General features: G+C 38.1%; 10 protein-coding genes. 6 read left to right on the top strand and 4 right to left on the bottom strand.

The window, feature by feature from the left end:
- Positions 1 to 101 precede the first annotated feature (101 nt).
- Positions 102 to 569 (bottom strand): GNAT family N-acetyltransferase, encoded by a 468-nt coding sequence (locus tag VB797_RS27060; RefSeq protein ID WP_323240863.1) that lies wholly within the window; start codon positions 567 to 569, stop codon positions 102 to 104.
- 631 nt (positions 570 to 1,200) lie between these two features.
- Here VB797_RS27060 and VB797_RS27055 point away from each other — a divergent pair.
- From VB797_RS27055 to VB797_RS27045, 3 genes are all read left to right on the top strand, one after another.
- The gene (locus VB797_RS27055) at positions 1,201 to 2,055 is read left to right on the top strand and encodes an alpha/beta hydrolase (protein ID WP_323240862.1); all 855 of its coding nucleotides are present in this window, start codon (positions 1,201 to 1,203) and stop codon (positions 2,053 to 2,055) included.
- A 404-nt stretch (positions 2,056 to 2,459) separates the two neighbouring features.
- Positions 2,460 to 2,915 carry a pentapeptide repeat-containing protein gene (locus tag VB797_RS27050; protein WP_323240861.1) on the top strand — a complete coding sequence of 152 codons (456 nt, stop codon included), beginning with the start codon at positions 2,460 to 2,462 and terminating at the stop codon, positions 2,913 to 2,915.
- A gap of 687 nt (positions 2,916 to 3,602) precedes the next feature.
- Complete coding sequence (locus tag VB797_RS27045; RefSeq protein ID WP_323240864.1) at positions 3,603 to 4,043, top strand: CAAD domain-containing protein; 441 nt, start codon at positions 3,603 to 3,605, stop codon at positions 4,041 to 4,043.
- Between the two features lie 113 nt (positions 4,044 to 4,156).
- Here the strand turns inward: VB797_RS27045 and VB797_RS27040 are convergent, their stop codons facing one another.
- The 3 genes from VB797_RS27040 to petH all read right to left on the bottom strand — a co-directional run bounded on the left by VB797_RS27040 (position 4,157) and on the right by petH (position 8,324).
- A complete protein-coding gene (locus VB797_RS27040) occupies positions 4,157 to 5,269 on the bottom strand; it encodes an S-layer homology domain-containing protein (protein WP_323240860.1) in 1,113 nt (370 codons plus the stop codon).
- 181 nt (positions 5,270 to 5,450) lie between these two features.
- The gene (locus tag VB797_RS27035) at positions 5,451 to 6,767 is read right to left on the bottom strand and encodes a homoserine dehydrogenase (protein ID WP_323240859.1); all 1,317 of its coding nucleotides are present in this window, start codon (positions 6,765 to 6,767) and stop codon (positions 5,451 to 5,453) included.
- A gap of 279 nt (positions 6,768 to 7,046) precedes the next feature.
- A complete protein-coding gene (gene petH / locus VB797_RS27030) occupies positions 7,047 to 8,324 on the bottom strand; it encodes a ferredoxin--NADP reductase (protein ID WP_323240858.1) in 1,278 nt (425 codons plus the stop codon).
- 1,197 nt (positions 8,325 to 9,521) lie between these two features.
- On the opposite strand from petH, the gene VB797_RS27025 reads away from it, so the two are divergent.
- The 3 genes from VB797_RS27025 (at position 9,522) to VB797_RS27015 (ending at position 14,244) form a co-directional block, all read left to right on the top strand.
- A complete protein-coding gene (locus VB797_RS27025) occupies positions 9,522 to 10,526 on the top strand; it encodes a phosphoribulokinase (RefSeq protein ID WP_323240857.1) in 1,005 nt (334 codons plus the stop codon).
- Between the two features lie 283 nt (positions 10,527 to 10,809).
- Positions 10,810 to 12,099 carry a methionine adenosyltransferase gene (gene metK, locus VB797_RS27020; protein ID WP_323240856.1) on the top strand — a complete coding sequence of 430 codons (1,290 nt, stop codon included), beginning with the start codon at positions 10,810 to 10,812 and terminating at the stop codon, positions 12,097 to 12,099.
- 432 nt (positions 12,100 to 12,531) lie between these two features.
- Entirely contained in the window at positions 12,532 to 14,244 is a 1,713-nt protein-coding gene (locus VB797_RS27015) for a sensor histidine kinase (RefSeq protein ID WP_323240855.1), read from the top strand.
- Positions 14,245 to 14,402: the final 158 nt, after the last annotated feature.

Here is a 14,402-nt window from a genome sequence, read left to right as displayed (position 1 = left end):
TTAAATATAGGAGACGTAATGTGTTACGTCTCTACATCATAAAAACGCCTTCCGAGCGATCAGGAGGCGTTTTTTGCTGTCAATAATTGAAAGAATATTATTCAAACTAAGCTTTTCTCTAAACAACTAACAGAATATTGAGTGCCTCGCCACATATTATTTGAATTTTTAAAAAAGCAAAACTCCATCTTTTGATAAAGTTTTAAAGCTGCCGAGTTTTCTAACTCAACCATAATAGTTAAACGTTGAAAACTACGTTTTTTTGCTTCCAATTCAACTGCTTGAATAAGACTACAACCGATTCCCTGTCTTCTGTAATTCTTATCAACCAAGAGCGATTGTAAGTAAGCAGTAGAGTTTCCGTCTGCCAATTCAATGTCCTCATGTTGAGGAACAAGCTGTACGGTTCCTACAATAGTTGAATTAGCTAAAGCTATGAAAATAACGCGCTTTTCTTCTTCATGTTCCATAACCTCTCTTCGCAGTACATTACGAATATAAATATCTGCATCTCGCCATAAAAAAAACTGCTGGATATCTTCAGGACTTATCTTTCTAATTAAAATCATTCATGTTATAAGTAAAAATTAAGATTAATCGGAAGCAGTTTTTTATGTTTATTAACAAAGTTGATTTATTTTGAAAAAGTTTAAAGTATGATAAAGCTGGAAAATGAGTTTTGTAAAAAGAATAATCTAAAATATATTAAACTAATACTTTATTAACAGTCTGTAATTTCTGAGGTTGTAGCCATTGCTTACGATAAAAGCTTTGAAGTTTAATTGGAATTTCGATGATTTACTCTATTCCCTTACCAGGAGTAGAAATGCATTTTTAAGAGTCAATATGTCCTTCACAGCCCAATATATCCTTTAGAACATCAATTGCGTTAACAAGGATGTTCATAAATACTTGGTTCAATTTTCCTGCATAGCATTCCACTTTCGGTAAGTTGCCATATTCCTTTATAAGTCTAATCGGATACAAGTCTAATCGGACACGCTACGCGAACACAGAGTTTAATGGGATTGCGTTGCGATCGCTTGTAATGACCTAATTAAGTTATTTTTGCGTCAGTCCTAATAATTCTGAAAAAAGGTTTACCTAAAATTTCATCCTGCTTTTATTTTGACCAATCCCTTTGTCTCCCTCTCACAGTAAGATAAGCAGATAATCTCAAAATAATCTCAACTAAATACGATGGAAGATTCTTGGCAACACGAATGCATCACCACAAACGGAGTAAACCTGCACTACGTAACCCAAGGAAGCGGTCCTTTGATGTTAATGCTTCACGGGTTCCCAGAATTTTGGTACTCGTGGAGACATCAAATTCCAGAATTTGCTAAAGATTTTAAAGTAGTTGCACCAGATTTACGAGGTTACAACGATAGCGAAAAACCTGCATCCCAGTCTGCTTATAAGATGAGTGAATTAGTTAGAGATGTCGAAGGTATTATACGCGGATTGGGATATGAAAAGTGCGTACTGGTAGGACACGATTGGGGAGGAGGAATTGCTTGGAATTTTGCTTACGCTCACCCAGAAATGGTAGAGCGACTAATTATTATGAACTGTCCCCATTTCGCAAAATTTTCTCAAGGTTTACGAACTCCTCAGCAATTACTGCGTAGCTGGTATATGTTCTTTTTCCAACTACCTGTAATTCCGGAATTATTTCTCCAATCCCAAGACTATCAGTTTATTGAAAATGCTTTTAAAGGTATGGCAATTAATAAAAGTGCTTTCAGTAAAGAAGATATTGATGCTTATAAAGATGCTGCTGCTAAGCGTGGAGCTTTAAGCGCAATGATCAATTATTACCGGAATCTTTTAGGTTCCACAATGTTCAATCAAAATTGGAGCATTCTCGAAGTTCCAACTTTGATGATTTGGGGAGAAGAAGACACCGCATTAGGGAAAGAATTAACTTACGGTACCGAAGCCTATGTTAAAGACTTCCAAATTAAATATATTCCCAACTGTAGCCACTGGGTACAGCAAGAACAGCCGCAGTTAGTAAATCAGTATATGCGAGAGTTTTTAACCGATTAATTTCATCCAATTATCTCTACTTAATTTTTTTCATAGAGCGTTTGGAGAATATAGGTACAAACAAGATACATATTGTTAAATCTAGTTCCTGTATTCTCTCTATATTTCTAAATTTTAAACTTTTAAGTAAGTAAAAATACTATACAAAAGATTATAAATATACTCAGTATACGTTAATGCTGACAAAAGTTTACATTATAAAAATAAGATTTTATCAATTCCGAAATAGCCAGAAACCCTGATGATGTTAATTAAAGTAAATCATGACCTCGCCTATTATTTGAGATGAAAACGATTATCACTGTGAAGCTTTGTCGTTAATCCTTATACTCCGGCGAATTAGTGAGATAATATAGGTGTGAGGAAATGAACGGAAGATATTTGATTGCAAAAGGGGAAATTTTATGATTAAGAAACTTGTGGCTGCTTTAACTCTAGTGGCTCCCCTCTTTTTCGCTAGCTCTATTAAAGCTGAAAATCCGCAGCACTTACAAAAGCTGCTTAAAACTGGTGAATGCGTTGCTTGCGACTTGTCAGGAGCAAATCTACGCGGTTCGCATTTAATAGGTGCCGATTTGAGAGGTGCGAATCTTCAGGGAGCAAACCTCGAACACGCGAATCTTGAAGGTGCTGACTTGACTCGGGCAAACTTAAAGGACGCTAAACTAGATTCAGCTTTCTTAACAAATGTCAATTTCAAGCAAGCGAATATGAATAATGCTGACTTAACCAGCGCTCGAATTTACGATTCCAACGTGTACGAAGCATCAATGGAGGATATCAATATAACCAATGCTGAAATATTTTATACAGGAATTGGCGTTGGTGGGGAAGATGCAAATATTCCAGATTGGGACTAGATTCGGTAGCTTGGGGATTTCTCAAAGTAGTTAAGTAATGAAATTGTAGAAAATCATAGCTAAGGTAACTAATTTTGCTTGTAGACTTAGCTATGAGACTACCAGATAAAAAATAATAATTCATAATTCTCCGATTTCTAGCGTAATTCTTTTAGAAGTCGGAGTTATTAATGATTGGGAATTACTGCTTTGATTAATAAGCTATAACAATTTATATATTTTTTAATTCAGAATACCTCTATACTAAAATTTGATAAAAATTAAAAATTAAGCAGATTTTTGCATAATCTGTACTTAAATGGCTATCACCCAACGGAAAAATGCCACTGCGGTTTTAACCGCACGCGGCGTTTTTCCTCCCAGCTTTAAAAAGACTGGCTTTCCAAACTACCGAAATTTTCTTATGATTATTAGCAACTTGCAAGTGCAGGATACAATTGTGTCTGCGGAATTATAGTTCCTTTAATTGAGAACTAACTCCAAAGTGCTAGAAATAATTAGCCCTGCTCGCTTCTAGCTGATAACTGCTAAAGGCTGACTTTCAACCTTGCAGTTGATGCAGCGGTTAAAAGACGAGGCTGGAATTACGCTTTTCTAACTTTGCTCAAAAAAGTGGAAATTCCTACCCATCTAAACAACATAATAGTTGTAGCAGTCCCTAGAAGAATCAAAACAAGTCCTACCATCATGGAAGCCCCAATGCAAGAACCAGAAATCGTGGAAACTAAAACTTCAGAGGCAAAAGTCCCAGAAATGAACAATCCTACTGGAACTATAACTAAAATACAGCCTTCCACGCAGTCTCAAGAGCAATGGCTAAAATACGGAGAGCAACTTTCTGGTTTTTTAGGAACATTGCCAGATTACGCGGGAACCTTCTTCAATAAATATAAGCAGCCATTGATTTATGTTGGTATAGCTTTAGGTGCATTAGTCGCGGTTAGAGTGGTGCTAGCTATCTTGGATGCATTGAATGATATTCCTTTAGTAGCTCCGAGCTTTGAATTGATTGGTATTGGCTATTCTGCCTGGTTTATTTACCGTTACCTGCTCAAAGCCTCTACTCGCAATGAGCTAACTAGTGAAATAACAACACTTAAATCACAAGTAGTAGGCAAAGATGCTTAAAAACAAGTAATAAGCTATTTGAAAGCTTAATACTAAAGAGCATTTTTAATAACTATACACAAAAGCGAACAAGTATCATAATTAATACTTGTCCGCTTTTAATTTAAGTGTTATTACTGCTGACCTACCACATAATTTGATTTAATAGATGGCAATTTACCTGTTTTAACTAAGGCTTGGTGAACCATTGCTGACACTTCCGCACGGGTGGCTTCTTGATTCGGGTTAAATAAATTAGGGTCTGGATGATTGACAACAAGATTGTTTGCCGTAGCAATTGCGACTTTCTCCCTTGCCCATTGAGGAATTTGGTCGGCATCTTTATAAACGCTCAAAACTCGATCTGGGGAAGCAGGAGTTTTTAAGTTAAGTCCGCTAACAAGGGATACTATAACTTGCACTCGGGGAATCTTCTGTCCTGGCTTAAAAGAGTTATCGGGATAACCAGTCATGAATTTGGTGCCGACAGCTTGTTTAATCGCTGGTTCTGCCCAAAATTTGGACGGTATATCTTTAAATACTTTTTGGTTGTTACTAATGTCAGTTTGAAATGCTTTTCCGACTATAGAAGCAAATTCGGCACGGTTTACCGGCTGTTGCGGTCTATAGGTGAAATCTGGATAGCCTTCGATAACTTTTCGTGATGAAAGTTGGTTGATGAAACGATTGGCCCAGAAATCAGCAGGTACATCTGTAAAAGCAATGGGTGGCGGAATTGTCGGTAATTTTGTCGCTCTGGCTTCAACACTAGGTGTTAGTGTTGGGGTTGGTGTATTAGTAGCTTCGGCTTGTACAACAATACTAGATGTATCGTTAGAAGATTGGATACCGGGTATTACCTGATTTAAATCGGGTGGTAATTGTCTTGCGGGTGGTGCTACTAAAAAGGGCGGTATTGACCGATCGACTGTTTCTCTTTCTAATAAAATTGGATTATTTGGGGCTGGTTGAGTTTCAGTTACGGGTTGACGAGATTTAAGAGTATTGTTCGGTTCGGGAGAAGGTAACAATAACTTAGTCAAATCATCTGTATTAGATTGGGCATTGTTAGCGACGGGAGATTTTGACAATAAATTGCCAAAGTCCCAGTTAGACTCTTTTCGGGAAAACGACCAAAAAAGAATTGTACCGATAGTTAAAAAGGCAACAAATATACCTATAAAATCGTCAAATCCCAAGTCATTGTCTGAAGATGACTGAGGTTCAAATGGGGACTTATTAGTCATTGCGATAATTACCTTGTTGGTATTAGAAATAGCATCTAACAAAATTAAGCCATAGACTATCCCTATTAACTAGTTTTTTCAAGACAATTATTATTTTTTTAGGAATAGGGAATAGGGAATGGGGAATAGGGCTAGCAACGGTGTAAAGGAGGTAAATTATTTTTAATTCCTAACTCCTAACTTAATTAAGCACTCGCAACAAACTAGGAATACTATCAACTGCTTCAAGGTTGCGAATTTCATCTAAAGCTTTGTGAAAATTACCTTCAGTAACATCATGAGTCACGACTACAATTTCGGCTAACTTTTCTTGAAAACCAGTTTGGACAACTGATTCCAAGCTGACTCCACATTTACCGAAGCAAGTACCTAATTTACCGATTACTCCTGGCTGGTCTTTTGTCAGGAAACGCGCATAAAATCTAGTTACAAGTTCTTCACTAGGAGCTAACTGACAATATTGTTGATGAAAACTAGCTAATAGTGGATCTAAATGAGAAATTTTATATTTTGAATCCAGCTTTGATTCAGGTAAACTTATAAGATGAGAAACAAGATTCAAAATATCTGATGATACGGCGGAGGCTGTGGCACCAGCACCAGCACCAGGTCCGAAAAACATTACTTGTCCAATGGGTTCACCTTCTACAAGAATTGCATTATTAACGCCATTAATACTTGCTAAAGGATGTCCCAAGGGTACTAAAGTCGGATGAACTCTCACACTAAGGGATAGTCTATCGACTTTCTTAGCGATCGCCAAAAGCTTAATTACAAAACCCAAGTTTTGGGCATAGCTAATGTCAGTCTTGCTTACCTGCCTAATACCTTCACAATAAACATCTTCTCTCTTGATGCCCCCATCAAAAGCGATGGATGCCAAGATTGCTATTTTATCGGCAGCGTCTAAACCTTCAACATCAGCAGTCGGGTCTGCTTCTGCATAACCCAATTTTTGTGCATCAGCTAATACTGAGTCAAAACTACTACCTTCATTCTGCATCCGCGTCAAAATGTAGTTAGTCGTACCGTTAATAATACCAGTAACTGCTTGAATCCGGTTAACGCTCAAAGATTGCTTTAAGGGTTGAATTACCGGAATACCACCACCCACGGATGCTTCAAGCATTACATATACTCCTGCTTGATTAGCAGCTGTATATAACTCTTCACCAAAGCGGGAAATAGCTGCTTTATTCGCAGTGACAACGTGTTTACCGTTACGGATGGCTTTGAGCATCAGTTCTCTGGCTGGTTCCAATCCCCCCATCACTTCTACGATGATATCTATCTTTGGGTCGTTGACAATCGAATCTAAATCTGTAGTGATAATTCCTCGCGGCAGTGTTACCTCACGAGGCTTATCTAGCGATCGCACTCCAACGCGGTATATTTCAATTTCTTCTAATAAAGGATGACGACCATCGCTATCTAGTAATAATTGCACCGTACCGCATCCAACGGTACCTAATCCCAGGATTCCCAGTTTAAAAGCCACCTTATTTACACCCTCTTAATTTTGGATTTTGAATTTTAAGTAAAAAAAAGCCCTTGGCTTTCAAGCAGAGGATAATCTAAAACTGCCAAATCTTATAATCTTAATTTCACATCTAAAATTTGCAAGCATTTTATTTCAAGAAAAGGACAATCCAAAATCTAAAATCTAAAATCGAATCACCCAACTCCACTAAATAATATAGGTAGGGCAATATACCCTACCTAATCATGCTTTGTCAAAAGCCAGCAGTCAATTTTGTCCGATGACTAACAACTTCTATTAATAAGTTTCTACGTTCCAACGGTGTGCTTTTTTGAGTTGCTTTTGGTAATCGCTCCACTCGACACCTTCTTTAGCAGCAGCAGCAGCAAGCGCGGCATCAATACCGTCTTCCATACCCTTCAAACCGCAAATGTAGGTATAGGTTTTTTCGTCCTTAACCATTTTCCATAATTCATCAGCGTACTCCTCGCAACGGTGCTGGATGTACATTCTGCCGCCTTCTTTATTTTTTTGTTCGCGGCTGATAGCGCAAGTTAAACGGAAGTTATCGGGATACTTAGACTGTATTTCTTCAAGTTCTTCTTTATAAAGAATGTTTGGAGTTGTAGGAATACCAAATATCAGCCAAGCAAAACCTTTAAACTGATAGTCCGTATTGACTTTTCTTTCTTCATCCTTGAACATCCGCCACAAATAAGCACGGAAAGGAGCAATACCCGTTCCGGTTCCCATCATAATAATGTTTGCTTCTGGGTCATCGGGTAACAACATCTCCTTACCTACTGGGCCGGTGATGTTAACATCTGCTCCTACCTCAAGACCAGTCAGGAAAGTTGAGCATACACCGTAAACTGTTTCACCTGTTTCCGGGTGCTTATATTCCAATTGGCGAACGCACAACGATACGGTTTTATCATCTATATCATCACCATGTTGAGTTGAAGCGATGGAGTACAGTCTGAGTTTCTCAGGCTTACCATTCTTGTCTACTCCCGGTGGAACAATACCGATACTTTGACCTTCAAGATAACGTAAGTCTCCGCCGGAAATGTCGAATTTTAAGTGTCGCACGGTACCAATTCCGCCTTCACCAACCAATTCATCATTAGATAGACATTTACCAACATATGGATCTTTGGGACGGTAGATATTAACGGGAACGTCCTTCTTCTTGGCTTTCGCTTCAGTCATGGTGTCGCCTTTTTTATCCTTCTTGCTAAACTTATCGGCTGCATTACTTGCAACAGATGTGGCTTTAACATTCCCTTGATTGCTAGCACCGTTGGCTCCATCTGAAGCAACATTACCGTTAAGCTGCTCCAAAGCACCCATCGATTGAATGCTGACAATTTTGCCGCCTAGACGAGAGATACGCCGCATTTCTTGATTCATGCGGCTGTAAGGCACTCTGATGAATACACTGCCACTTTGACGAATTGGGTAGTTTGTTTTATCAGTTTCTTCGCTCTGACGTAAACCCACTACTTCATATAAAAAAACTCGGCTACCTGCCAAGGTGTTAGCAGTACTTTCAACAGCACCTTGATAATACATTTTCTCTATCACTCCGATTGATTACTTAACCCTTTCCAAAAAAGTCTTTCCCAAAATCACCACGGCTTTAGCTACCGAATTTCGGTATGCCATTATGATCTGGGAAAATGGCATAAATATAGCCATCAGTCTTACTGCTCGAACTCACCTTAGTTAGCGCGGGGTTAGTTAAAGACACACCTGTTCACCTTCTAAGGTAAATGATAAGTTCTTTGCAGAATGTTAATAATGAATCAATTTAATGTTTTTTTTGTCAAATGTGACCTCCTTAAACGGAAGATAGCTTGCATTTACCAGGGTTCGGTAAACCATCACCGCCGGGGTCTATCAATAATATTGATAATAATTCGCACAAGGAAAATACTTTCCTCCTTAGCAAGACTTCTTCCACTGATTTAAATAATGCTATTCATGTTTCTCGGTACTCGCTGATGGCAAAACTGTTCTTAACTAAATTTATAAGAACGTTTAAACTACAATTTCTATTCGCAAAAGGTATTACCGATCGCGATCCAATATTGCAGCTATATTTTATCGGCAATTAAATGTGATACAAGCAACTTATAATAAGTGTTACGTGATGTGAAACATCTGTCAACCTGAATATTGGTTAATATTCATCTTGATTGGGGCTGTCAAAACTCCATAAAAAACCGATTAACACCTATTTTTTTCTCCACGATCTTTTCAAAAGGCAATTATGTAGTTTAGTATACATTATTTGTGGTTTTACGATTGATTTGATAACATTTTACTAATAGGGGCTGTAGCATTTACGAATCAAACATTGACACGCTTATTTTTAGATCGAAAAGTTCGGAAATTACGATATAAAATGTGTAAATAACAACAAAAATTTATCAAGTAATTAATTGTAATATTTTTTTTAATCAGTAAGTAAATATTTGTGATTATAGATAGCCCTCAGAAGGCTATTTCCCAAGGGTAAAACTTGTATATGATACCTCCATTCTGTTACAATTCCAAATATTGCTAGGACTAAATACTTACAGCAACAAATCTCGATTAACAAAGCGGGGATCAAGTAGTAAGATCTATATTTACCCGTTTGCGATCGTATTTTATTGCTGTGCGGGAAGAATGCAGGGCGACCGATAAAGAAACCCTGACCTGGAATAAATCTGTGTAAAAAAAATATTGATTTAGTCATCTTTAGAAACTAATTAGAGGGGATTTATGACTCAGAAGCCGGATCGCATTGTAATGATTGGAGTTGCTGGAGACTCGGGATGCGGTAAATCTACGTTTTTACGTCGCTTAATCGATTTGTTTGGTGAAGAATTTATGACGGTTATCTGTTTAGATGACTACCATAGTTTAGACCGCAAGCAGCGTAAGCAAACAGGTATAACAGCGCTAGATCCAAGAGCAAATAATTTTGACTTGATGTACGAGCAAATGAAAGCTCTCAAAGAAGGTCAAGCGATTGATAAACCTATATACAATCATGAAACCGGCGAACTAGATCCCCCTGAAAGGATAGAGTCAAATCATATTGTTGTCATAGAAGGATTGCATCCTCTATATGATGAGCGGGTGCGTTCTTTGCTTGATTTCAGCGTATATTTAGATATCGGTGATGAAGTGAAAATCGCTTGGAAAATCCAGCGCGATATGGCAGAAAGAGGTCACAATTACGAAGATGTTTTGGCTGCCATTAATTCTCGCAAGCCTGATTTCCAGAACTATATTGAACCGCAAAGAGAATTTGCCGATGTGGTTCTTCAGGTATTGCCAACCAATCTAATTAAAGAAGATAAAGAGCGCAAAGTACTTAGAGTACGGATGCTACAGCGTGAAGATAAAGAAGGTTTTGAACCAGCTTATTTGTTTGATCAAGGTTCAACAATTCAGTGGACTCCTTGCGGACGCAAGCTAACTTGTTCTTACCCCGGTATGCAAATGTACTATGGTTCGGATGTATACTACGGTCGCTATGTCTCCGTATTGGAAGTTGATGGTCAATTTGATAACCTTGATGAAGTCATTTATATTGAGACGCATTTGAGTAACACATCTACCAAATATCAAGGAGAGATGACTCATTTGCTACTTCAGCACCGTGAATATCCTGGTTCCAATAACGGAACGGGCTTATTCCAAGTATTGACTGGTTTGAAAATGCGTGCTGCTTACGAACGTTTAACGAAGAAAGAAGCGAAAATGGCTATTGAAGTTTAATCGTTATTCCTTTAAAAGTTTTTTTTCATTTTTGAAAACCATAATTATTTTGCTGGGACATCTATGTGGTGTCCCTTTTTTAATAAAAATAAATTGTGGCAATTAAGCTAATTAGCAAAAAAAATAGATATTTTCAAGATAGTTACGATAACTATCTAAATTTAAAAAGTTAATATAATACTCATTATTAGCTGCAAGAATATTGCTATGATTGCAGGTTAGGTGACTTAATCAAATGCTTGCGTTAATTAAGTCTAAATACTCTAAAAGGGAGGAATTTAATTTGACTCGTCGCTATCTATTTACCTCCGAGTCAGTGACCGAAGGTCATCCAGATAAAATCTGCGACCAGATTTCTGATGCCATTTTGGATGCTTTGCTCGAAAAAGACCCTACAAGCCGCGTCGCTGCGGAAGTTGTGGTTAATACTGGTTTAGTGTTGATTACTGGCGAAATAACCAGTAAAGCCAACATTAATTACATGAATCTCGCTAGAAAGAAAATAGCTGAAATTGGCTATACCGATGCTGTCAATGGTTTCTGTTCCAATAGCGCTTCTATTTTGGTAGCTCTGGACGAACAATCAGCAGATATTGCTCAAGGGGTTAATACTGCTCAGGAAAGCCGTGAAGAATCTAGCGAAGAACAATTTGACAAAATTGGGGCTGGCGACCAAGGTATCATGTTTGGCTTCGCTTGTAACGAAACTCCCGAATTGATGCCCTTGCCGATCAGTCTTGCTCACCGTATTGCTCGCCAACTCGCAGCAGTTCGCAAAACTGGTGAATTGCCTTATCTACGTCCTGATGGCAAAACTCAGGTAAGTATCGTCTACGAAGACGGAAAACCTGTAGGTATTGATACCATCCTGATTTCTACCCAGCACGCGCCTACTATTGGTGATATTACTGATGAAGCAGCAGTGCAGGCAAAAATCAAACAAGATTTGTGGTATAGCGTAGTTGAAGCTGTATTTGGTGACATTGACATTAAGCCGGATGAACAAACCCGCTTTTTAGTTAACCCCACCGGTAAATTTGTGATTGGTGGACCTCAAGGAGATTCAGGTCTTACCGGACGCAAAATTATTGTCGATACCTACGGCGGTTATTCTAGACATGGTGGCGGAGCTTTTTCCGGAAAAGACCCCACAAAGGTAGACCGCAGCGCCGCTTATGCTTGTCGCTATGTAGCGAAAAACATTGTTGCTGCTGGTTTGGCAGAAAAATGTGAAGTGCAATTGAGTTATGCCATTGGTGTCGCAAGACCCGTGAGCATCATGATCGAAACCTTTGGTACAGGTAAAGTTGACGAGCAAACTTTGTTGGAATTAGTTCAGAAGCATTTTGAACTGCGTCCGGCAGGTATTATTCAGGCATTCAATTTACGTAAATTACCAAGTGAACGAGGCGGACGTTTTTACCAGGACATCGCGGCTTACGGTCATTTTGGACGGATTGATTTAGAGTTACCCTGGGAAAATACTGATAAAGCTCAGATTTTAAAACAAGAGATAGCGGAATTGAATTCGGTAGCAATCCCAAATTCGACTAAAGTTTTAAGTCTTTCGTAAATAAAGATTGCCCCGTTTTTCATGAACGGGTAGCTGTCTTGCGATCGAAAAAAGTAATCAAAATTAAGCTTAGACAGTAAGTGAGGAGCAAACTTAAGATTTGTAATTCCTCACTTTTTTTTGTTATTGTATTTAATACTATGTTGGATCGATTCCGATGGATTTTTTTATCGTCACTGAGTTCGCGGTTGACAATATCACATCTTTACAACGAAAGCAAAACTAATAAAACAGACCGCTGATGGGAACAAAAATGTGTTAAGTTTTGACACTTAATTATTTGACTCCTATAAAGCTCGTGCAAAGTATCTAGCGATTAGGCTTTTGTAACTGTTATAAAAGATGATAATAAGTATTGATTAATATACCGATTTAATTTCACCGCCCTAACTAATGTATAAATTATGGCGGGATGGTAAGGAGATTTGAGGAATGCAAACTCACAAGCCAACCGCAGGTAACAGCAGTTCAGAAACTAAAGAAGTGTCAGAAGATGTGTCCTCAAATGATGAACTGCCTACTTTAGAATTTCCTTCAAGCGGAAAACTTAAAGCTAGTTCTAGACGTATTCATCAAAAAATTGGCTGCGGATATTTTGTAGCGATTGGGATTGGTTTTTTTGGTTCGTTTGTTGGGTTTGTAATTGCCAACTACTATAGCGGGCGAGAAATCAGACGATTTAAACACGCTCAATATCAAACGCAAATGCTGGCAGATTATAAAAATGCCTTAGTCCAAGCAAAATTGCATAGTTATAGTTTGGCTGCGTTGGTAGAAGAACCAGAAGAGTTGTCTCGGAAGAAAGCTGATTTTGTTAAAAGTATCGATACGGTTAACGATATAGAATTTAAAATTTCCAAATTTATTAACGATAAACCGGCTAAATTAGCGGCCACTGAAGCCACTCTTCAGGCATTATTGAGCGATTACGAGATTAATTTGGAATCTTACACCCAACAGCTAAACTCCATTTTAGAACAGTTAAAACAACCTTACGCCCAACAGCTAAGCGTTCAACAACAGTTGCTCCAATTGACACGCTCTCAAACAGCTATCCAATTAGAACAATTAGATTCACGATTAAATAATATTCTTCAAAGTGCCGAAGATCAAGAGTCTCAAAGAGCAAACAACTTAGAATTTTCCAAAGGAATCGAAAGAACGATCGCGATCGCGAGTATGCTGCTTTCAGTAGCGATCGCCGTTGTGGTAGCTTGGCGAACTTCCCGCGCTATAGCCGAACCAGTGGTTGTTGTAACTAAAGTAGCCGAACAAGTAGCTCTAAAATCTAATTTCAATTTACGCGCTCCAGTTACAACCGAAGATGAAATCGGACTACTAGCAAAATCACTGAATAGGTTGATCGAACGAGTATCACAAAGAACGAACGAATTAGAAAAAGCGAAAGAATTAGCAGAAGCTGCCAGTAAAGCAAAAAGTCAGTTCTTGGCAAACGTTAGCCACGAATTACGTACACCTTTGAATGCCATAATTGGTTTGAGTCAACTTTTGCAAGAAGATGCTGTTGATTTGGGTGTAACGGGAGACTTTGCGATTGACCTAGAAACAATTAATACAGCAGGTAAACATTTACTAGAACTAATTAACGACATCCTCGACTTATCCAAAATTGAAGCCGGGAAAATGACTCTTTATCCGGAGACATTTGAGGTAATCTCACTAATAAATAATCTCGTTTCCACCATCAAACCAACCATAGAGAAAAACGGCAGCTTATTAGAAATTGATTGTGATAGAGAACTCGGCACGATGTACGCCGACCAAACAAGGGTACGACAAGTCTTATTAAATTTGTTAAGCAATGCTGCAAAATTCACTACAAATGGTAAAGTAATGCTGAAGATCGAACGGCAAAAAGATTTTGTAGCAGATGTTCCCCGTGAAATCATTACTTTTATCGTCAAGGATAGCGGCATTGGAATGTCCGAAGCTCAACTAAAACAGCTATTTCAACCATTTACCCAAGGCGATGCTTCTACTACTAAAAAGTATGGTGGAACAGGCTTAGGATTGGCAATTACTCGGCATTTTTGTCAAATGATGGGTGGTGAAATTCACGTTCAAAGTGAATCTGGAGTAGGTTCTACTTTTACAATTGAGTTACCAACCATTGGCGAACAATAATTATATTTCAGAGCTAAAGATGCTAAATCTAAAGTTATAGCAGATCTGCGTTTGTCGCAGTTTCAATTGATTACTCAAGCTTGAAAAACTTTGTTAATTACGAATGAATCTTTATGGCATAATAATAAGCGTTGTAATTACACAAAAATGACAGACGT

It is taken from the genome of Rivularia sp. UHCC 0363 (genome assembly GCF_034931125.1).
In the GTDB taxonomy this organism is placed as follows: Bacteria; Cyanobacteriota; Cyanobacteriia; order Cyanobacteriales; family Nostocaceae; genus Rivularia.
Note: the sequence above shows the minus strand (reverse complement) of the source record. Positions and strands in the feature narration are given on the sequence as shown.